Genomic DNA, 19,394 nt, shown 5'->3' with positions numbered 1-19,394 from the left:
GGTTTGATGTCGAGGTGGAGCACGCGATTCTCATGCGCGTAGGCGAGGGCCGACACCAGGGCGTCGGCGATGGCGGCGGCCTCGTCGTAGGTGAGGGAATGGCCCTCCACGGCCGCGAGGAACTCCTCGAGGCTCATGCCGTCCACGTACTCCATAACCAGGTAGGCGTGGGCGATGTCGTAGCTGAAGTCGATGACGGACACGATATGGGGGTGCTGCAGCATGCTCGCGGTGCGCGCTTCGCTGAGCGCGGCCGCAGTACTCTGGCGCGGGGTTCCCGCGGCATCGGCCCCGAGCGGCATGCGCTTGATGGCCACGCGGCGCTGCAGGCGCTTGTCGAGGCAGATCTCGACGCTGCCGAAGCCGCCGGCTGCCCGCGTCTCGAGCGGCCGGTAGCGTTTGAAGAGTTGGAATGCGGCCGTGCCAGCAGGACTCGGGGCCGGCGCGGGCTCCGCCTGGAGATGTGGGCGCTCGGGGCGCTGCTGGCTGAAAAAGGGCATGGAGCGTCAAGCCTTTCAGGTTCGTTTCAGGTGCAGATAGGCTATCCGCGGCATTTTACCATGGAGGATGTGCGGCGATGTGAAGCGCTCCTGTGGTATCGCCGATCCAGATCCGTCCGGGCGCGGGGATGCCGATGTTCCCGAAGACCCGCGAGGCCGTGCGAAAACCGAGGACGCGCCTCGTCGGCCTCAAGCGTCCCCGTCGGGCTTCGCCGGCCGTCCGCGCGAGGCGGTATCATAGGCGCACGGCATCGGTCCTCCGGGACCCGGCCGCGCATCGCTCACCCCACCCCACGAGGAGGGTCCCATGGAGTCGCTCTACCGCACCTACCGCCCGCTCACCTTCGAGAGCGTCGTTGGTCAGGAGCACATCGTCTCGACGATCAGGAACGCCGTCACCGAGGGCCGCCTCTCGCACGCCTACCTCTTCTGCGGCCCGCGCGGCACGGGCAAGACCACCATGGCGCGCATCCTGGCGAAGGCCCTGCTGTGCGGCAAGGCGGCCGGATCCCCCGCCGGCACGGGCTGCATGCCGGACGGCACCTGCCCCGCTTGCGACGCCATCGCCCACGGCACCCACCCGGACGTCTACGAGCTCGACGCTGCGAGCCGCACCGGCGTCGACAACGTGCGCGAGGAGATCGTCAACTCCGTCGGGTTCGCCCCGGTGCAGGGTGCCTACAAGGTCTACATCATCGACGAGGTCCACATGCTCACCACGGCGGCGTTCAACGCGCTGCTGAAGACCCTCGAGGAGCCGCCGAGCCACGTGGTGTTCGTCCTCTGCACCACCGACCCCCAGAAGATTCCCGAGACGATTCTCTCCCGCTGCCAGCGCTTCGATTTCCATCGCATCGGCACGGAGGACCTCGTCTCCCGCATGCGCTATATCTGCGAGCAGGAGGGGTTCACCTATGACGACGAGGCCCTGGAGATCGTCGCCAAGCATGCCCGCGGCGGCATGAGGGACGCCCTCTCCACTTTGGAGCAGCTCTCCGTCTTTGGCAACGGCGTGGTCTGCGCCGCCGACGCCCGGTCGCTTTTGGGTGAGACCCCCAAGAGCGTGCTCGCGGCTTTTAGTAGGGGGATCGCCGGCCGCGACGTCGTGGGGCTCTTTGGCCTCGTCCGCGACCAGGTGGAGGACGGCGGCGACCTCATGGAGCTGATCCGCGACCTCGTGGGTCACCTGCGCGACGTCTACACGGTGCGGGTCGCCGGCGCGAAGGAGGGGCTGGTTGACGGCACGCCCGAGGAGGTCGCTGTCCTCGGAGAGGAGGCGGCCCTCTTCGAGGGGCCCGATCGCCTGGCGCGCGCTCTCACGGTCCTCGATGACGCGGCGCTTGAGATGCGTGACGCCACCGATGNCCGCAGGCCTCGTCCCGTGTGCGGGGCGGCTCCGGACGGGTGCCGAGGGGCGCGGATCACGGCCCCGCGCCGACGGCCGGGCAACCGGATGCCCCGCTTCCTCATGAGCGCCCGTCTGATCCGGCTTCCGTGAACGCCGCCGCCCCGGCCCCCGTCAACTCCGCAGCGCCCGTCTCAGTGCAGGGGGCATCCGCCGACGAGATGCCCCCTTGGGAGGCCGAAGCCAGCTCCTCTCCCGCGACGGATGCTGAGAGCGGGCCCACGGTCGTGCCCGAGCCCGATGTGGAGGCCGATCGCAGGGCTTGGGAAGATGAGCGGGTGCCCTATGACGACGCTGCCGTTGCCTCATATGAGGATGGGCGCGCGGTCAATGGCTCCGTAGCCGGAGACCCCGGACGCGAGCCCAGGACGCAGGATCATGCCCATGACGCGCCCGCCGGGCCGACGGCCGCCCGTCCTGACGCCCCTTCCGGTCGTGCGGCCGCTGCGTCGGCCATGCCTTGGTCGGGGAAGCCCACCGTGGACGCCGACGAGCAACCTGAGGCCGTGGAGGATGCCAAGAGCATGCTCGGGGAGATCTTCGGGGCCGGGGTCGTCTTCAAGAACGAGTAGAACGAGGCATCCCACAGGGGGTCGGCGTTAGATTCGGGGGAAGATTCCTTCGAATTCGAGCGCAGACCGCGTCGTCGGACCGCTTTTTTCACCCGCCTTTCCCGCCGGGAGGGCATCGCCGCACCTCGCCGCACCGCGGCCGTGCTAGAGTCACGCTTCGCAGGCGGTCCGGGACCGGGCCGTCGCGGTGCCGTGGTTGTCGTGCGAAGAGAGGGTGGAGCTCATGGCCGAGGTGTGGACCGTCAAGCGCTGCATGGACTGGACGCGCGCGTACCTGGAGGAGAAGGGCGCGGAGCGCGGCCGCCACGAGGCCGTGTGGATGCTCTCCGCAGTCACCGGCCTGTCGCGTATGGAGCTGTTCCTCTCGCTCGATCGGCCGCTCTCGAAAGCCGAGCTCGATCGCATGCACGGCTACGTGGTGCGCCGTGCGAAGGGGGAGCCGCTCCAGTACATCCTCGGCGACACCCAGTTCCGAACGATCACGGTGCTCTGCGAGCCCGGTGTCCTCATCCCGCGACCTGAGACCGAGCTTCTCGTCGAGGAGGTGCTCAACTTTCTCGATAAGGAGGTGCTTCTGGCGTCAGATGCGCGGCGCGCCCGCGTCGAGCTGCCCTGGAACGCCGAGGTGGCCGCGGCTCGCAGCGCTGAGGAGGCCCGTGCCCGAGAGGCCGCCGCGGCAGGCGGGGGCTCCGGGGAAGCGTCCGCCGATGCCCCTGCGGAGCTGTTGGATGTGACCGAGGAGGGGGAGCGTGCGGAGATCGCACCAGGTGACGGAACCCCTGAGGCTGAGGGGGTGGTCCAAGCCCCCGAGGGATCCACGGTGCCCGCCCGCACCGGTCGGTCCGCTCGCGTGCTCGAGATCGGCTCCGGAACCGGGTGCATCTCGCTCTCGATCGTCTCTGAGCGTCCCGGCCTCGTGACCGCCGTCGCCACGGACATCGATCCGCACGCCGTGGCGCTCTCCGTGAAAAACCGCGAGGCGTTGGGCATCGAGCCTGCTCGGGCTGATTTCCGCGAAGGGAGCCTGACCGCCCCCATCAGCCATGAGGAACGGGGCAGCTTCGATGTGCTGGTGTCAAACCCGCCCTACATCCCCGAGTCGGTGATGCCGATCCTGCCACGCGAGGTCACGGCGTACGAGCCTCATCGGGCGCTCGCGAGCGGCGCGGACGGTCTCGACCTGTTCCGCCACATCGTGAAGGCCGCCCCCCATATGCTGCGTCCAGGCGGGCTCCTCGCTTGCGAGCTCTTCGAGGACGCTCTGTCTACGGCAGCGGACATCTGCACGCTCGCCGGCTTCGCGGACGTGCACGTGACGGAGGATCTCACGGGGCGACCCCGGTTCGTGCTGGCGCGCTGGAGATAAGGGGCACCCACAGCCCGTCGGCGGCGCGCGATCCCAGGCGCGGCCGTCCCGCCCTTCGATCGGGTCGTCGCTGCTCTAGAAAATCGCCACATCCCGGCCCCTTCACCGAACGATGCTCCCCGTTGGCCCATCTCGTGCGCATCGCGGGTGTGAGACGGGGCGATGCGTGGGAGAATGCTCCGATGAAGGCGCCTGTCCTGGACGGGTGCAGACGATGAGCCCCGGTCCGCATCGCGGACAGGGGGAAAGGTGTGGCTATGCGCAGGATCTATCGAATCGATGGCACGGCACCGCGCCCGTCCCGTCTCGCGATCGCGCATGCCGCAGCCGACCTCTCGCGCGGCGCCCTGGCGCTCCTGCCGACCGAGACCGTCTACGGGGTCGGCGTCGCCGTGTCAGCTTTTGCAGGCGATGGCCCCGATCGGGATGAGCTGCCCGATGAGGGCAGCGGCTATCGACGCATCTTCTCACTGAAGCGACGCGACCTCGCGCAGACGGTCCCCTGGCTGGTGAGCGGTATCGAGGCGCTCGACATCCACGGCGTGGACGTCGACCCCCGGGTCCGTGCGCTCGCGGAGGCGTTCTGGCCCGGCGCACTCACCATCGTGGTGAAGGCCGCACCGTCCGTGCCCGCTTTCATGCGCGCTGCCGACGGCACCGTCGCCCTCCGGGCAAGCGCCTCCCCGGTCATCCTCGCCCTCACCCGCGCCTGCTCCTCACCACTCGCGGTCACGAGCGCGAACACGCATGGCAGGCCCGCGCCCGCATCGTTCTCGGCTGTTGAGCCCCGTGTCCTCAACGGAGTTGACCTCGCCATCGACGCAGGTGAGACGGTCTGTCGCGATGCGTCGACGATCGTGTCCTTCGTCTCCGGGCACTTGGAGATCCTGCGTGCGGGCGCCCTCGCCACCGCGGAGATCGAGGAGGCGCTCGCCCGGATGGCCGGCGGGTCACCCGACGCAACCCCTCATCGGGCCGACGGCCCGATACAACCATAAAGAGGTAACCGATGGCCTTCGCATTCAAAGATCTGAAGCTGGTGGAGCAGGTGTACTCCCCGGGAAAGAGCCAATACATCATGGCCCTCGATTCGGGGACCACCTCCGCGCGCGCGGTGATCGTCGATGAGTACGGCTGCATCGTCGCCCAGGCCAAACGGGACATCCCCACGATCTACCCGCGGTCCGGTTGGGTTGAGCAGGACCCCATGGAGATCCTCGCGGCTCAGATCGCCGTCATGATGGAGGTCCAGTTCAAGAGTGGCATCCATTCGGACAGCATCGCGGCCCTTGGGATCACGAACCAGCGTGAGACCGCCGTGGTGTGGGACAGCGACAGCGGCCAGCCCATTCACAACGCCATCGTCTGGCAGTGCCGCCGCACCGCCCCGCTCGCCGACGCCCTCGTGCGCGACGGCTACGAGGACCTCATCCGCTCGAAGACGGGGCTCAAGCCCGACGCGTACTTCTCAGGCACCAAGATCCAGTGGATCCTCGACAACGTGGACGGGGCGCGCGCTGCGGCAGAGGCCGGGCAGCTCATGTTCGGCACCGTGGACACCTGGCTCATCTACAACCTGACTGGCGGCATGGTCCACGCGACGGACTACACAAACGCCAGCCGCACCATGCTCTTCAACATCCACACCCTGGAATGGGACGATGAGCTGCTGCGCCTGATGAACGTGCCCCGTGCCATGCTCCCCGAGGTTCGGTGGAGCTCGGGCGAGTTCGGACGGGTCTCGAGCGAGATCATGACCCATATGCCGCGCATCACCGGAGTCGCCGGTGACCAGCAGGCGTCCCTGTTCGGGCACTGCTGCTTCGAGCCGGGTGAGACCAAGAACACCTACGGTACGGGCTGCTTCATGCTCATGAACACCGGCGACGCCCCGGTCGCATCCGAGAACGGCCTGCTCTCGACCATCGGCATCGCCGAGGGCGGCTGCATCAGCTATGCGCTCGAGGGCTCCATATTCCACGCGGGCTCGGTCATGACCTGGCTCCGTGACAAGCTGGGGATCCTCGGCTCGGTGGAGGAGTCATCGGACATCGCCCAGGCCGCCGGTAGCAATGGGGGCTGCTACCTGGTGCCGGCGTTCAGCGGCCTCGGCGCCCCGTGGTGGGACCCCGATTCCCGCGGGCTCATCTGCGGCCTCTCGGCGGCTTCGGATCGCGCTTCCCTCATCAGGGCCGCATGCGAGTCCATGGCCTTCCAGACGTACGACGTCCTGCATGCGATGGAGGCGGACGCCTCCATCGACCTCTGCGCGCTCTCGGTTGACGGATCCGCCTCGCTCAACGACTTCATCATGCAGTTCCAGGCGGACTTGCTGGACATCCCTGTCATCAAGTCGGAGTCGGTGGAGACCACCTCGCTGGGGGCCGCCTACCTCGCCGGCCTCGCGGTGGGGTATTGGGAGGATCGCGAGGAGCTCAGGCAGAACCTCGGCCGGGGCAGGCGCTTCGAGCCCTCGGGCGACCCCGAAGTCCGGGCGCAGCTGCTCTCAGGTTGGCGCGACGCGGTGTCCCGGTCGCGTACATCGCTCGCCTGAGGCCTCCCGTCTGGTCACGTACCCGACGTGTCTGCGATGTGTAGTAAAGTGTGGGCTGCCTCGAAACGCGGGGCGCCGACTCGAAAGGAAGCATCCATGCGCATCGCCATCGGTTCCGACCACGCGGGCTTCGAGCAGAAGCAGATGCTCGCCGACTATCTCACCCGTGAACTCGGCCACGAGGTCATCGACCTCGGTCCCGACACGGACGACCGCGTCGACTACCCCGATTACGGCGAGAAGGTCGCCCGGTGCGTGGCCTCTGGTGAGGCGGACCGCGGCGTGGCCGTCTGCGGCACCGGCATCGGGATCGCGCTCGCGGCCGACAAGGTCGCCGGCGTGCGGGCCTCCTCCATCACAAGCCCCGAGTTCGCCGACCTCTTCCGCCGTCACAACGACGGCAATGTGATCGGCCTCTCAGGCCGCTTCGTCGACCCCGAGGTCAACCGCGACATCGTCCGCGTGTTCCTCACGTCGGAGTTTGAGGGCGGCCGCCACGCCCAGCGCGTCGCCAAGATCATGAAGCTCGATGAGAGTGGGAAGACGGAGGGCGGCCACCGTCCCCCCGTCATGCCGATCAACCGCTAGAACCACCGAAAAGGAGCACCCATGTCCTGCGTCTACGACCCCTCGCGCGTCACCCTGATCGACCATCCGCTGGTGCAGCACAAGCTCGCCATCATGCGCAGCGTGGACACGGGCACCAAGCAGTTCCGCGAGCTCGTGCGCGAGCTCGCGCTGTTCGAGGGCTATGAGGCTACGCGCGATTTCCCGCTTGAGGACGTCGCGGTGACGACCCCGATCAGCGAGACGGTCTGCCGTCGGCTCTCCGGGCGCAAGGTCGCCATCATCCCGATCCTGCGCGCCGGCCTCGGCATGGTGGACGGCATGCTCGAGCTGGTTCCCTCCGCGCGCGTGGGACATCTCGGCATGTACCGCGACGAGGTGACCCACGAGCCCCACGAGTACTATGCGAAGGTGCCGGCCGATATCGAGCAACGCATCTGCCTCGTGGTCGACCCGATGCTCGCCACCGGAGGCTCGTCGATCGACGCGATCAAGTACCTGCGCCGCCAAGGTGTTCAGGACATCCGGCTGCTCGTGCTCGTGGCGGCGCCCGAGGGGCTTGCCGCCGTCGAGCAGTCCGATCCGCAGGTGCGGATCTTCACCTGCGCGATCGATGAGCGCCTGAACGAGGACGCCTACATCGTTCCGGGTCTAGGCGACGCCGGCGACCGCATCTTCGGTACGAAGTAGCGCGCGGCCGGCTCCCTGCGAGAGCGGCTCGCAGGGAGCCGGCCGCGGCGGTTGAGGCGCGTGACATGCAGGTGTATTACTTCAGGATAACTCAATAAAACGGCCCGGCGCACCCTTTGAGAAACCAGAGGTTAGCTGCATGTTTGCGGATGCCGTTCATCCTTTCCCGGGGTCCGTTCATACCGCCCAATGCACCGTTCCCATATTTATTCGCTTTTTGAACGGGTGCTCACTTTCCGGGTATCGGCAAGTTGGCTACACTGGTTCCTGTGAGAAGCGACCTCGGTCGCAGCGCGCGTTTGAGGTGGTTGCATGCAGGGGCTTTCGTTAGAGATCGGCGCCTGCACCATCCCCTTCATCGTCGGTGTCGTCATCGGGGCGACTGCCTTCGGCGTCCTCATGCTCGTGCTGCTCCCTGTCCTCAGACACAGGCGGAGACCGCGCCTGTCGTGGGGGTTTGCCGCCATCATGGCGTCATTCGCCCTCTTGGCGGCTGGGATCATCGGGGCCTATCTGCTTCTCGCCTCAGCGCTGTTGTGGTTCCTCGCAGGGGAGCTGACAGGGCTGTTCGTGTGCTGGGCCGTTCTCGCCTGGTCGATCCTCACACATCGGTGGGGTCCGAACGGGACTGAGGGAAAGGGAAGGGTTGTATAGTGGAAGCGTTTGACAGGCTCCCCGACGAGATCAACCATCTGGTTTCGGAGTTCTCCTCCATCCCGGTGTTCGGCACGCTCATGGCGGGGCTCACGCAGTACACGTTCTGGCTTGTCGTCTCATCGATCGTGCTGCTGATCGTCGTCTTCGCCTATGTGCGCCGGCTCTCGCTCGTGCCGCACGGCATCTTCTCGAACGTCATGGAGACGGCTATCAACTTCATCTCGAACGATATGTGCCAGCAGATCATCGGGCCCACGTGGAAGAAGCACTTCCCCTTCCTCGCGAGCGTCTTCTTCTTCATCCTGGTGAACAACCTGATCGGCGTCATCCCCGGCATGAAGCCCGGCTCAGGGACCATCTCGACGACAGCCGCCCTGGCGCTCGTCGCGTTCATCTACTTCATCGCAGTGGGCATCAAGCAGCACGGTGCCATCGGGTATGCGAAGAGCCTTGCGCCGAAGGGCGTCAGCTTCCCGCTGAACGTCCTCATCTGGCTCATCGAGCTCATCTCGCTGCTGCTCCGACCCATTACCCTTGCGGTCCGACTGTTCTGCAACATGTTCGCCGGCCACATCGTGATGGGATCGTTTGCCCTCATGGTGACGCTCTTCGCTGAGCCGCTGCTCCAGGAGGTGACGGCGTCGAACATCCTGGGCGCCCTGCCGGCGGTCGCGTTCGCCGGGATCCTGCTCGTCATCTATGCGATCGAGATCTTCGTCGCCTGCGTCCAGGCGTATGTCTTCGCCGTGCTCGTCGCCGTGTACATCCAGGGCGCCGAGGCGGAGGGCCACTAGGAATCGTCGCGGGGGATCAGGAACATGGTCCCCCGCAGTATTTGGTACCAGGCGCGCCCGCGCGCTTGATATAGCATGCATTCGGATGCGCCCAAAGGGGGCGTGTGAACGGAGGAGGAATCGTGGGAGTTATCGGTTACGGTCTTGGTGTTATCGGCGCTGGCCTCGCTATCGGTTTGGCGGCCTACGGCGTCGCCCAGGCTATGGCCCGTCAGCCTGAGGTGCAGGATCGTGTCTTCACCGTCTTCATCATGGGCGCTGCGTTCGCTGAGGCCCTGGCCCTGATCGGCTTCGTTGTCGCGCTGGTCGTTCGCTAGACACAGACGACGGGCCTCACCGTAAGGGAGATGTCATGAAAAAGTTCCACGTCGGTATCGCAGCCTGCACGGCATCGGTGCTCCTGGCTCCTGCCGCGGCGTTTGCCGAGGAGTCCACCTCCTCAGGTGCCGAGATCCTGATCCCGAAGCCGGCTGAGTTCATCCCCGCGCTCATCATCTTCATCATCATCTGGGCGCTGCTCGCCAAGTTCGCCTGGCCCCGGGTCCTGGATATGCTGGAGAAGCGCGAGAAGACCATCCAAGACAGCATCGACGAGGCCGAGGCGATCAAGTCCCATGCGATGAGCACGCGCGAGGAGGCGGATGCGGTCATCGCCGACGCCCGCCGCAAGGCCTCGGAGATCATCCTCGCCGCCCGTGAGGATGCCGAGAAGGAGCGCGGCCGCATCGTGGCCGACGCCCACACGGACGCCGAGGACATCATATCCAAGGCGCGCGATCGCGCGGCGGATGAGCAGCGTCGCATCTACGCGAACGCCACCGACTCCATCGCGAAGGTGTCGGTCGCCGTGGCCGGCAAGATCGTGGGCGATGTGCTCGAGGGCGACGAGGAGAAGCAGCGCGAGCTCATCAAGAAGTACATCGCGGAAGTGGGTAGCTTACGATGAGCGACTCGACCTTCAACAGCCGGCTCGATCAGCGCAAGCTCGAGACGTACGCGCGCACGCTTCTCGAGGCCGCACGCAGCGAGCACCGCGTCTATGAGAACCTCGTCCCGCTGAAGGCGGAGGCGGGCGCCTCGCCCGAGGTGCTCTCCCTGATCGGGTCCATGGCGAGCGCCGGCGATCTGGACAAGCTCCCCGAGGTGTTCGAGCTCTACCGTGAGATGATCGACGGCGATCGGGACGTCGTGGGCGTGCACGTGACCACGGCGATCCCGCTCGACGACGAGCTTCGCGAGATCGTCAAGAGCAAGTGCGAGGCCGATCTTGAGGCCCAGGTGTTCCTCATCGAGCACGTGGACCCCACCATCATCGGCGGCATCGTGATCTCCGCCCGTGACCAGCGACGTGACGCCTCCGTGCGCATGCAGCTGGAGACCGCGCGCAAGATCATGACACAGACGAAACGGAACACGGAGGTATAGCGCATATGGCAGAAGCTATCAGCGCCTCCAATATCGAGGAGGTCCTGCAGCAGCGCCTGCTCGACCTCGCTGCCACGGTCGACACGCAGGAGCTGTCGCATGTGGCGGAGGTTGGTGACGGCATCGCGCACGTCATGGGCCTCAGGAAGGCCATGTCGGGCGAGCTGCTCGAGTTCATGAGCTCCACAACGGGCAAAACGGTCTACGGTCTCGCCCAGAACCTCGATCGCGAGGAGGTGGGCGCGGTGCTCTTCGGCGATGTCGACTCCATCAAGGAGGGCGATGAATGCCGCACCACCGGCCGCATCATGGACATCCCCGTTGGCGAGGGCATGCTGGGCCGCGTGGTGAACCCGCTCGGCGAGCCCATCGACGGCAAGGGCCCCATCGGCGCCACGCATCGCCGCCCTATTGAGTTCAAGGCCCCCGGCGTTATCGACCGCACCCCGGTCTGCGAGCCGGTGCAGACCGGCCTGTTGGCCATCGACGCCATGATCCCGGTCGGGCGCGGCCAGCGTGAGCTCATCATCGGCGACCGCAAGACGGGAAAGACCGCCATCGCGATCGACGCGATCATCAACCAGCGTGGCAAGGGCATGATCTGCGTTTACGTGGCCATCGGTCAGAAGGCGTCCACCGTCGCCGCGATCCGCCAGACCCTCGCCGAGCACGGGGCCCTTGATTACACGGTCATCGTGTCGGCAAGCGCCTCGACCTCCGCGCCCCTGCAGTACATCGCCCCGATGGCGGGCGCCGCCATCGGCGAGTACTTCATGTACAACGGGCGCGACGGCAAACCCGCAAGCGCGTCCAACCCCGGCGGGCACGTGCTCGCCGTCTACGACGACCTCTCGAAGCAGGCGGTCGCCTACCGGCAGATGTCGCTTACGCTGCGGCGTCCGCCGGGACGCGAGGCCTATCCCGGCGACATCTTCTACCTGCACTCCCGCCTTCTGGAGCGCGCCTGCAAGCTCTCCGACGCCAACGGCGGCGGCTCGCTGACGGCGCTGCCCATCATCGAGACGCAGGACGGCGACGTGTCGGCCTACATCCCCACCAATGTGATCTCGATCACCGATGGGCAGATCTACCTGCTGAGCGAGCTGTTCTTCCAGGGGCAGCGCCCGGCTGTCGACGTCGGCATCTCGGTGTCGCGCGTAGGCGGCGCGGCGCAGACCAAGGCCATGAAGCAGATGGCCGGCAACCTGCGCCTCGATCTCGCCTCCTATCGCGAGCTCGCCGGCTTCACGCAGTTCGGATCCGACCTCGACGCCACGACGCAGCAGCAGCTGACGCACGGCTCCCGCATGACCGAGCTGCTGAAGCAGTCCCGCTTCAAGCCGATGCCCGTCTCCGACCAGGTCATCGCCCTCTTCGCAGGCAACAAGGGCTATCTCGATGATCTGGATCTCGCGGATGTCGTCCCCTTTAGGGACGGGCTCATCGATTACTTCGCGGGTGCCTATCGCAAGTTGCGCGACCGCGTGGGCGAGACCAAGATCGACGACGAGCTCGCCGCTGAGCTTGAGGTCGTCATCAAAGACTACAAGGAGGAGTTCGTGGCCTCCCGTACGCAGGCGCGCGCCGGCGATACCGGTGATGACGCCTCCTCCAAGGAGAACTAGGGTCCATGGCGAATCTCCGTGACATAAAGAAGCGCATCTCGTCGGTCTCCACGACCGAGCAGATCACGCGCACTATGGAGATGGTGTCAACGGCGAAGATCGCCCGTGCGCTCAATCGCGAGCAGCGCTCGGAGCCGTACCGCATCGCCATCACGGACGTGATGCTCACCGTCGCGGGCGACGCCTCATCCGAGTCGCCGCTACTGGAGAACCCCGAGACCTATGAGCGGGCCCTCCTCGTCGTGGTCAACTCCGACCGAGGGCTCGCCGGCGGCTTCAACATCCAGGTGGAGCGTGCGGCCGAGGCGCGTATCGACCACTTCCGCCGGCATGGTGCCCAGCAGGTCGAGCTCATCACCTGCGGCCGCCGGGCGACCGAGTACTTCCGCTCCTACCCTGACGTGGTCATGTCCGTCGAGGGCGAGTCCGATGCCCCCGCGTTGCACCGTGCGCGGGAGATCGCTGACTACATCCTCCACGGCTTCGGTGAGGGCCGTTTCGGTCGCGTGGACATCGTGTACTTCCACGCGAAGAACCGCGTCGAACAGGTCCTCCGCCAGGAGCGCATCCTGCCGCTCGACCCCGAGGTCCTGGCCGCCCCGCGTGGCCCCAGGACCGATGAGGCAGGCGGCCCGAAGCGCCTGACCTCGCCGTTCACCTACACGCCCTCCGCCGAACGCGTGCTCGACCGGTTGATACCGAGCTATGTGCTCACCGTGGTGCACCAGGCTCTGATTGACTCCGCAGCCGCTGAACAGGGCGCGCGCCGCAAGGCGATGCATTCCGCCACGGAGAACGCGAGCGCGATCATCTCTGACCTTAAGCGCACCTACAACCGCGTGCGTCAGGCTTCCATCACCACCGAGATCAACGAGATCGTGGGCGGAGCCGCAGCATTGGAGGATTACTAATGGCTGATAACATCGCCGACACGATGAGCGAGGGAATCGGACTCGGGCACATCGTCCGCATCATCGGCCCTGTCGTGGACGTCAAGTTCAACAACGGGGTCCCCGATATCTACAACGCCCTCACCGTCGACGCCGAGACCCCCGTGGGCCGCATCGAAACCATCCTCGAGGTCGAGAGCCAGCTGCCGGGCAACGTGGTCCGGTGCGTGGCAATGACATCGACGGACGGTCTCACCCGCGGCATCGATGTCACCGACACCGGCGCCCCCATGAAGATGCCGGTGGGTGCGAACACCCTCGGGCGCATCTGGAACGTCATGGGCCAGCCGGTCGACGGCAAGGAGATGCCCGAGGTCGATGACTGGTACCCCATCCATCACCCCGCGCCCTCCTTCGATGAGCTCACCACCAAGACCGAGATCTTCGAGACCGGCATCAAAGCGGTCGACCTGCTCGAGCCCTATATCCGCGGTGGCAAGACGGGCCTGTTCGGCGGCGCCGGCGTGGGCAAGACCGTTCTGATCCAGGAGCTCATCAACAACCTCGCCCAGGAGCACGGCGGCACCTCGGTGTTCACCGGCGTCGGCGAGCGCACTCGCGAGGGCACCGACCTCTACCTCGAGATGACCGAGTCCGGCGTCATCGAGAAGACCTGCCTGGTCTACGGTCAGATGAACGAGCCCCCCGGAGCGCGTCTGCGCATCGGCCTGGCCGGCCTCACCGAGGCCGAGTACTTCCGTGACCGCGGTCAGGACGTCCTGCTCTTCATCGACAACATCTTCCGCTTCTCGCAGGCGGGTTCCGAGGTTTCGGCCCTGCTCGGCCGCATGCCGTCGGCCGTGGGCTACCAGCCGACGCTGGCCACCGAGATGGGCGACCTCCAGGAGCGCATCACCTCCACCAAGACCGGATCGATCACCTCGGTCCAGGCCGTCTACGTCCCCGCCGATGACCTCACGGACCCGGCGCCGGCGACGACCTTCATCCACCTGGACGCCACCACGGTCCTCTCGCGCTCAATCGCCGAGCTCGGCCTGTATCCGGCCATCGACCCGCTGGCGAGCTCCTCCGACGCGCTCGACCCGAGCATCGTCGGCGAGGAGCACTACCGGGTGGCCGTCAAGGTGCAGGAGATGCTTCAGGAGTACTCCGACCTGCAGGACATCATCGCGATCCTCGGTATGGACGAGCTCTCGGAGGAGCAGCGCCTGACCGTCAACCGCGCCCGCAAGCTCCAGCAGTTCCTCTCCCAGTCCTTCCACGTCGCCGAGCAGTTCACCGGCAACCCGGGCGTCTACATCCGCGTGGGCGACACCGTGCGCTCGTTCGCGGCCATCGTCGATGGAGAATGCGACGACCTGCCCGAGCAGGCCTTCCGCTACGCCTCCACGATCGACGACGTGCGGAAGCGCGCAGAGAAGATGGTGGGCTAGATGGCCATCGACGTCCGCATCGTCTGCCCCGAGCATGCCGCCTTCGCAGGGGAGGCCGCCTTCTTGACGGTCCCCTCCACGGACGGCAGCCTCGGTATCGGCGGGCGTCATGCGAGCGAGATCTTCACCGTCGAGGCGGGGTTCGTCGAGATCTGCGCCGAGCGGATGAACGACGTCACCGACACATTCGCGGTCAGCACAGGGTTCGTCCAGGTGGCCGATGACCGGGTGATCATCCTCGCCGAGCGCGCCGAGGACATGTCCAAGGTCTCGGCATCCGAGGTTGAGGAACGCAAGCGCGGTTTTGAAGACGAGTTGGGTAATTTGTCGGCAAACGATGCGCGCCGCAGCAATCTCTATAATGAGATCGCATGGTGTAAGCTACTGCTTACGAAGGCCGGGGCCGCATAGGCCCAATCGCACAACGATGAGCGATTCGCCCGGAAGCCATCGGCTCCCGGGCGCTTTTTGAAAGGTTCCGCGTTTGGATATCATCCGTGTAGAGGGTGGTCACCACCTGGAGGGAAGCGTATCGGTCTCCGGTGCCAAGAACTCCGCGCTCAAACTCATGGCTGCGACGCTGCTCGCGCCGGGCGCAACCACGCTCACCAACGTACCCAACATCTCGGACGTCCATGTGATGGGCAAGGTCCTGAAGGGCATCGGGGCAACCATCGATGTCCTCGATGAGCACACCCTGCGGATCGACACCTCTTCGGTCGACTCCTGGGAAGCTCCCTACGAGCTCGTCGCCAAGATGCGGGCCAGCACCGCGGTCATGGGTCCGCTCCTCGGCCGGTTCGGGAAGGCGAAGATCGCCATGCCCGGCGGCTGCAACCTGGGCGCCCGCAAGATCGATATGCACATTCTGGGCCTCGAGGCCCTCGGCGTGGAGTTCGACACCGAGCACGGCTACATCTACGCCGATGCGCGCGCCGGTCTCACCGGCACCAACGTCACGCTCGAGTTCGCGAGTGTGGGAGCCACCGAGAACCTGATCATGGCTTCGGTCCGCGCCACCGGCACCACGGTCATCGACAACGCTGCCCGCGAGCCCGAGATCGTCGACCTCGCTTCCATGCTGAATGAGATGGGCGCCAAGATCAGCGGCGCCGGCACCCCCGTCGTCACCATCGAGGGCGTTCCCGAGCTGCACCCGGTCGAGCACCGCGTGGTGGGGGACCGCATCGAGGCGGGCACCTTCCTCGTCGCGGGCGCGCTCATGGCCGGCCCGGCCGGCGTTGAGGTCATCGGATTCAACCCCATGCACCTGAACATGGTCATCCGCAAGTTCGAGGCCATGGGCATCTCCTTCGAGCGCACCGCAGACGGCCTCAAGGTCTCCCGAGTCGAGCGCATCGAGCCCATCGATATCCAGACCCTTCCGTTCCCGGGCTTCCCCACCGACATGCAGCCGCAGGCCATGACCGTCTCGGCCCTCGCCGACGGCAACTCGATCATCACCGAGAACATCTTCGAGAACCGCTTCATGTTCGCCTCCGAGCTCGTGCGTATGGGCGCGGACATCCACATCGAGAGCCATCACGCCATGATCCACGGCGTCTCCGGCTTCTCGGGTGCGCAGGTGAGCTCCCCCGATCTGCGTGGCGGCGCCGCGCTCGTGATTGCGGGCTTGACCGCTGAGGGGATCACCGAGGTCTCCGCCGTGCACCACATCGCCCGCGGGTACGAGCGCTTCGTCGAGAAGCTCTCCTCCCTGGGTGCCCACGTGGAGCACGCGAGCGTCCCTGACCCCGATCTCGACTAGCCAGGAGCAGCACATGGCGAGCAAACCGATCCAGCATATGCGCCAGCCTTCCACGGGCGCAGCCGGCCGCATCTACAGCCGTGAGAACGTGGGACGCTACTCCGAGCGGGCGCGCCAGCGCAAGCGCAGCCGCCGCGTCCGCCGCGGCGCCATCGCGACTCTCGTGATCCTGCTGCTCGTGGGCGGCAGCGCACTCGCGCTCCAGATCGTCAAGAGCGTCATCAACGGCAGCCTACAGGGTGAGTCCGGGTACCTGGGCGGGCTCTCGAGCATCCTCACCGATACCAACACCGCGAAAGACCCCTTCAACATCCTGCTCTTGGGAACCGACGGACGGCCTGGTGAGGAAGAGTACCGCTCGGATTCGATCATCCTGGCCCATATCGATCCGGTGAAGAAGACCGCATCGCTGATCTCCATCCCGCGCGACATCAAGGTCGAGTACAAGGGCAGCGTCATGAAGGTCAACGAGACCCATGCCTACGGCGGCCCCGAGGCCGTGGTCTCGGCTGTCGAGGATCTTTGCGGCGTGAGCATCTCCCACTATGCGGAGGTGAACTTCGATGGCTTGGTGAGTCTGGTGGATGCCGTGGGCGGCATCGACCTCACGATCCCCGAGGGAGACGCCGTGGATGACCCGGCCGCCGGGTCTGTCGTGATCCCGGCGGGTGAGCAGCATCTGGACGGGGCCGCCGCCCTCACCTTCGCGCGTGCGCGGCACCAGTTCATCGACGGTGACTACACCCGCATGCGCCATCAGCGCATGGTGCTCGGCGCCCTTGCCCATAAGATCCTGAACAACATGGATATCACGCAGATCCCGTCGCTCATGAGCTCGCTGTCCGACATGCTCATCACCACGATGAGCGTGGACGACATCATCGGCGTCATCAACGCCATGAAGGGCATGGACGCGTCCAACATCTGGTCGGCGAACCTGCCGAGCTACTCGGACGACACCACCTACATCGACGGCAAGAGCTACGTTTTCGTGTACGAGGATGAGCTCAAGGCGATGATGGAGCGCGTGGAGGCCGGCGAGGATCCCCAGGGCCCGAACACCTCCGGCAAGGATGGAAGCACCACGACCCTCGGTGACCTGGCAACCACCAGCAGCGATGACTGGGCCACCGGGTCCACCTCCAGCTCCAGCTCAACCGGCACCAGCTCTTCCACCAGCTAGATCACGATCTCACGCAGCATACAGGCGACCCCGGTGCGGTTGGGAGCAGCTCCCTCCCGCGCCGGGGTCGTTTCATTCAGGGCTCCTGTGGCCGCCGACGCTTCAGCGCCCGGGCGCGTGCGGCCTCGATCGAGCGCCCTGATCCATTACGCGAACCGGGCGACCAGGGCCTCGAGCACATCCACCATCGTCTCGAGCGAGCTCACCGGGATGAACTCGTTCACGCTGTGCATGCAGTAGCCACCGGTTGAGAGGTTCGGGCAGGGGAGCCCGCGGAAGCTCAGCTGGGCGCCGTCGGTGCCACCACGGATCGGGATGATGCGCGGCTCGACGCCGGCGGCGAGGAAGGCCTCCTCGGCGGTGCTGATGAGCTGAGGGTGCTCGCGCACCACCTCGGCCATGTTGCGGTACTGCCGCTTCACCTCGACGTGCACGCGGTCGCGGTCGAGGCCGGCGTTCAGGTACGCGGCCGCCTGCTCCATACGCGCGATCTTCGCCTCGAAGGCGGTGGCATCGTGATCACGCACGATATAGCGGCCGACGGCGTGGCTCACCGTGCCGGACATGTTCTCGAGATGGTAGAAACCCTCGTACCCCTCAGTGTTCTCAGGGCGCGGGAAGGTCGGCAGCAGGCCATGGTAGGCGTGCAGGAGCTCGGAGGCGTTCACCATCCGGCCCTTCGCGTCGCCCGGATGGATGGAGTGGCCCTCGATGCTCACCGTCACCTCGCAGGCGTTGAAGCACTCCCACTCGATCTCGCCGATAGGCCCGCCGTCCACGGTGTAGGCCCAGGTGCACCCGAAGGCGGGGATGTCCAGGAGCTCGGCGCCGTGTCCGATCTCCTCATCTGGGCAGAAGCACACGGCGATGCCGGGATGGGGGAGCTCAGGGTGGGCGGAGAGCCGCGCCACGAGGGCCATGATCTCCGCGACCCCCGCCTTGTCGTCCGAGCCGAGCAGGGTGGCGCCATCGGTGCAGACGAGATCCTTGCCCACCAGGTCATCGAGTGCTGGGAGCAGTGCGGGGCTCATGGCGACGGGGCGGCCATCCACCGTCCCACACACGAGGTCCCCGCCCCCGTAGTGCACGATGTGGGGGCTCACGCCGGCGCCCGGGGCAACCTCGGTGGTGTCGAGGTGAGCGATGAGGCCAAGGCGCGGTTTGCCCTCGGACCCGGCGCTCGCGGGGATCTGCGCGGTCACGTACGCGTGCGTGGACACCGCAACATCCTCGGTCCCCAGCGCCCGCAGCTCCTCGGCGAGCAGGTTCGCGAGATCGAATTGACGGTCGCTCGAGGGAACTCGATCCGAATCCGCATCCGATGAGGTGGTGTCGATGCGCGCATAGCGATAGAAGCGCTCGAGCACATCCGAGGCTGTCTCCATGGGAGCTCCTTTCCTGAAGGGTCTGCTACACGGGCAACTGTAGCACGCCCTCGACCGGGGCATACCTGTTTACGACGGACGGCGGTGAGGTAGAATCAACCAAAACCTGAAAGGGGATGAGCGTATGGATACGACTGATACCTCGCGCGAGCGGCACCTGACCATGGCCAACGAGGACTACCTTGAGTGCATGGTGCGTATCGAGGATGAGGACAACGAGCGCGAAGGCGTGCGCTCGGTTGACATAGCCCAGCGTTTGAACGTCTCGAAGGCCTCCGTGAACAAGGCGGTCTCAGCTCTGAAGGCCCAGGGCATGGTGGAGCAGTCGCATTACGGCAAGGTGCTCCTGACCGACGAGGGCCGCACCCTGGGACACGCGGTCTGGTATCGGCACCGGTTGCTGCGCACCTTCCTGATGCGTGAGCTCGGCGTCGAGTTCGAACGCGCCGATGCGGAGGCATGCATGATGGAGCACGCAGTGTCCGAGGACACCATGAGCCGTTGGCTCAAGTACCTGGAGAACCAGGGCATCCACATCGAAGGGGAGTAGGCGGTCTCA

The 19,394-nt window shown here is 66.1% G+C and carries 21 protein-coding genes; 19 read left to right on the top strand and 2 right to left on the bottom strand.

Annotated features, from left to right (window positions below; all coding sequences use genetic code 11):
* Positions 1-500 (bottom strand): protein kinase domain-containing protein (locus CAP13_RS01130; RefSeq protein ID WP_179184878.1); only part of this gene is annotated, 500 nt, incomplete at its 3' end.
* 307 nt (positions 501-807) lie between these two features.
* Between CAP13_RS01130 and dnaX the strand changes: the two genes are divergently transcribed.
* From dnaX to CAP13_RS01040, 18 genes are all read left to right on the top strand, one after another.
* Positions 808-1,998, top strand: a complete 1,191-nt coding sequence (gene dnaX, locus CAP13_RS01125) for a DNA polymerase III subunit gamma/tau (RefSeq protein ID WP_085829839.1) — start codon at positions 808-810, stop codon at positions 1,996-1,998.
* Positions 1,995-2,477, top strand: coding sequence for a hypothetical protein (locus CAP13_RS01120; protein ID WP_085829838.1), 483 nt, complete (start codon positions 1,995-1,997; stop codon positions 2,475-2,477). The genes dnaX and CAP13_RS01120 overlap by 4 nt, the downstream gene beginning before the upstream one ends.
* A gap of 223 nt (positions 2,478-2,700) precedes the next feature.
* Positions 2,701-3,843 carry a N5-glutamine methyltransferase family protein gene (locus CAP13_RS01115; RefSeq protein ID WP_085829837.1) on the top strand — a complete coding sequence of 381 codons (1,143 nt, stop codon included), beginning with the start codon at positions 2,701-2,703 and terminating at the stop codon, positions 3,841-3,843.
* Positions 3,844-4,100: 257 nt separating this feature from the next.
* Positions 4,101-4,841 carry an L-threonylcarbamoyladenylate synthase gene (locus tag CAP13_RS01110; protein WP_085829836.1) on the top strand — a complete coding sequence of 247 codons (741 nt, stop codon included), beginning with the start codon at positions 4,101-4,103 and terminating at the stop codon, positions 4,839-4,841.
* A gap of 11 nt (positions 4,842-4,852) precedes the next feature.
* Positions 4,853-6,397: a glycerol kinase GlpK gene (gene glpK, locus CAP13_RS01105; RefSeq protein WP_085829835.1), complete on the top strand. Its 1,545-nt coding sequence runs from the start codon at positions 4,853-4,855 to the stop codon at positions 6,395-6,397.
* Between the two features lie 96 nt (positions 6,398-6,493).
* Positions 6,494-6,985, top strand: coding sequence for a ribose 5-phosphate isomerase B (rpiB, locus tag CAP13_RS01100; RefSeq protein ID WP_085829834.1), 492 nt, complete (start codon positions 6,494-6,496; stop codon positions 6,983-6,985).
* A 21-nt stretch (positions 6,986-7,006) separates the two neighbouring features.
* On the top strand, positions 7,007-7,654 hold the full coding sequence (gene upp / locus CAP13_RS01095; RefSeq protein WP_085829833.1) for a uracil phosphoribosyltransferase: 648 nt from the start codon (positions 7,007-7,009) through the stop codon (positions 7,652-7,654).
* A gap of 312 nt (positions 7,655-7,966) precedes the next feature.
* Positions 7,967-8,308, top strand: a complete 342-nt coding sequence (locus CAP13_RS01090) for a hypothetical protein (RefSeq protein WP_085829832.1) — start codon at positions 7,967-7,969, stop codon at positions 8,306-8,308.
* Positions 8,308-9,105, top strand: coding sequence for a F0F1 ATP synthase subunit A (atpB, locus tag CAP13_RS01085; RefSeq protein WP_085829831.1), 798 nt, complete (start codon positions 8,308-8,310; stop codon positions 9,103-9,105). Before CAP13_RS01090 ends, atpB begins: the two co-directional genes overlap by 1 nt.
* A 122-nt stretch (positions 9,106-9,227) precedes the next feature.
* A complete protein-coding gene (locus tag CAP13_RS01080; protein WP_085829830.1) occupies positions 9,228-9,422 on the top strand; it encodes an ATP synthase F0 subunit C in 195 nt (64 codons plus the stop codon).
* Between the two features lie 35 nt (positions 9,423-9,457).
* Positions 9,458-10,051, top strand: coding sequence for a F0F1 ATP synthase subunit B (atpF, locus tag CAP13_RS01075; protein ID WP_085829829.1), 594 nt, complete (start codon positions 9,458-9,460; stop codon positions 10,049-10,051).
* Complete coding sequence (locus CAP13_RS01070) at positions 10,048-10,530, top strand: F0F1 ATP synthase subunit delta (protein ID WP_085829828.1); 483 nt, start codon at positions 10,048-10,050, stop codon at positions 10,528-10,530. Before atpF ends, CAP13_RS01070 begins: the two co-directional genes overlap by 4 nt.
* 5 nt (positions 10,531-10,535) lie before the next feature.
* Positions 10,536-12,155 carry a F0F1 ATP synthase subunit alpha gene (gene atpA, locus CAP13_RS01065; protein ID WP_085829827.1) on the top strand — a complete coding sequence of 540 codons (1,620 nt, stop codon included), beginning with the start codon at positions 10,536-10,538 and terminating at the stop codon, positions 12,153-12,155.
* 5 nt (positions 12,156-12,160) lie between these two features.
* Complete coding sequence (gene atpG, locus CAP13_RS01060; RefSeq protein ID WP_085829826.1) at positions 12,161-13,066, top strand: ATP synthase F1 subunit gamma; 906 nt, start codon at positions 12,161-12,163, stop codon at positions 13,064-13,066.
* Positions 13,066-14,499, top strand: coding sequence for a F0F1 ATP synthase subunit beta (gene atpD, locus CAP13_RS01055; RefSeq protein WP_085829825.1), 1,434 nt, complete (start codon positions 13,066-13,068; stop codon positions 14,497-14,499). The genes atpG and atpD overlap by 1 nt, the downstream gene beginning before the upstream one ends.
* Positions 14,500-14,910: an ATP synthase F1 subunit epsilon gene (gene atpC, locus CAP13_RS01050; protein WP_179184869.1), complete on the top strand. Its 411-nt coding sequence runs from the start codon at positions 14,500-14,502 to the stop codon at positions 14,908-14,910.
* A 73-nt stretch (positions 14,911-14,983) separates the two neighbouring features.
* A complete protein-coding gene (gene murA / locus CAP13_RS01045) occupies positions 14,984-16,267 on the top strand; it encodes a UDP-N-acetylglucosamine 1-carboxyvinyltransferase (protein WP_085829824.1) in 1,284 nt (427 codons plus the stop codon).
* Between the two features lie 13 nt (positions 16,268-16,280).
* Positions 16,281-17,450 (top strand): LCP family protein, encoded by a 1,170-nt coding sequence (locus CAP13_RS01040; protein ID WP_085829823.1) that lies wholly within the window; start codon positions 16,281-16,283, stop codon positions 17,448-17,450.
* A gap of 146 nt (positions 17,451-17,596) precedes the next feature.
* Here the strand turns inward: CAP13_RS01040 and pepT are convergent, their stop codons facing one another.
* Positions 17,597-18,835 carry a peptidase T gene (gene pepT, locus CAP13_RS01035; protein ID WP_085829822.1) on the bottom strand — a complete coding sequence of 413 codons (1,239 nt, stop codon included), beginning with the start codon at positions 18,833-18,835 and terminating at the stop codon, positions 17,597-17,599.
* Positions 18,836-18,959: 124 nt separating this feature from the next.
* Between pepT and CAP13_RS01030 the strand changes: the two genes are divergently transcribed.
* Positions 18,960-19,385: a metal-dependent transcriptional regulator gene (locus tag CAP13_RS01030; protein ID WP_085829821.1), complete on the top strand. Its 426-nt coding sequence runs from the start codon at positions 18,960-18,962 to the stop codon at positions 19,383-19,385.
* Positions 19,386-19,394 lie beyond the last annotated feature (9 nt).

The sequence above is a fragment of the Collinsella vaginalis genome, assembly GCF_900176655.1.
Lineage (GTDB): Bacteria > Actinomycetota > Coriobacteriia > Coriobacteriales > Coriobacteriaceae > Collinsella > Collinsella vaginalis.
This window is presented reverse-complemented; position numbering and strand designations above follow the sequence as displayed.

What these genes read in the sequence shown, in the direction of transcription:
- CAP13_RS01115 (WP_085829837.1), top strand. Translation starts at nt 2,701, where the DNA reads ATGGCCGAGGTGTGGACCGTCAAGCGCTGCATGGACTGGACGCGCGCG.
- atpG (WP_085829826.1), top strand. Translation starts at nt 12,161, where the DNA reads ATGGCGAATCTCCGTGACATAAAGAAGCGCATCTCGTCGGTCTCCACG.
- CAP13_RS01090 (WP_085829832.1), top strand. Translation starts at nt 7,967, where the DNA reads ATGCAGGGGCTTTCGTTAGAGATCGGCGCCTGCACCATCCCCTTCATC.
- CAP13_RS01110 (WP_085829836.1), top strand. Translation starts at nt 4,101, where the DNA reads ATGCGCAGGATCTATCGAATCGATGGCACGGCACCGCGCCCGTCCCGT.
- pepT (WP_085829822.1), bottom strand. Translation starts at nt 18,835, where the DNA reads ATGGAGACAGCCTCGGATGTGCTCGAGCGCTTCTATCGCTATGCGCGC.
- CAP13_RS01070 (WP_085829828.1), top strand. Translation starts at nt 10,048, where the DNA reads ATGAGCGACTCGACCTTCAACAGCCGGCTCGATCAGCGCAAGCTCGAG.
- CAP13_RS01030 (WP_085829821.1), top strand. Translation starts at nt 18,960, where the DNA reads ATGGATACGACTGATACCTCGCGCGAGCGGCACCTGACCATGGCCAAC.
- CAP13_RS01040 (WP_085829823.1), top strand. Translation starts at nt 16,281, where the DNA reads ATGGCGAGCAAACCGATCCAGCATATGCGCCAGCCTTCCACGGGCGCA.
- atpF (WP_085829829.1), top strand. Translation starts at nt 9,458, where the DNA reads ATGAAAAAGTTCCACGTCGGTATCGCAGCCTGCACGGCATCGGTGCTC.
- glpK (WP_085829835.1), top strand. Translation starts at nt 4,853, where the DNA reads ATGGCCTTCGCATTCAAAGATCTGAAGCTGGTGGAGCAGGTGTACTCC.
- atpA (WP_085829827.1), top strand. Translation starts at nt 10,536, where the DNA reads ATGGCAGAAGCTATCAGCGCCTCCAATATCGAGGAGGTCCTGCAGCAG.
- atpD (WP_085829825.1), top strand. Translation starts at nt 13,066, where the DNA reads ATGGCTGATAACATCGCCGACACGATGAGCGAGGGAATCGGACTCGGG.
- atpC (WP_179184869.1), top strand. Translation starts at nt 14,500, where the DNA reads ATGGCCATCGACGTCCGCATCGTCTGCCCCGAGCATGCCGCCTTCGCA.
- rpiB (WP_085829834.1), top strand. Translation starts at nt 6,494, where the DNA reads ATGCGCATCGCCATCGGTTCCGACCACGCGGGCTTCGAGCAGAAGCAG.
- upp (WP_085829833.1), top strand. Translation starts at nt 7,007, where the DNA reads ATGTCCTGCGTCTACGACCCCTCGCGCGTCACCCTGATCGACCATCCG.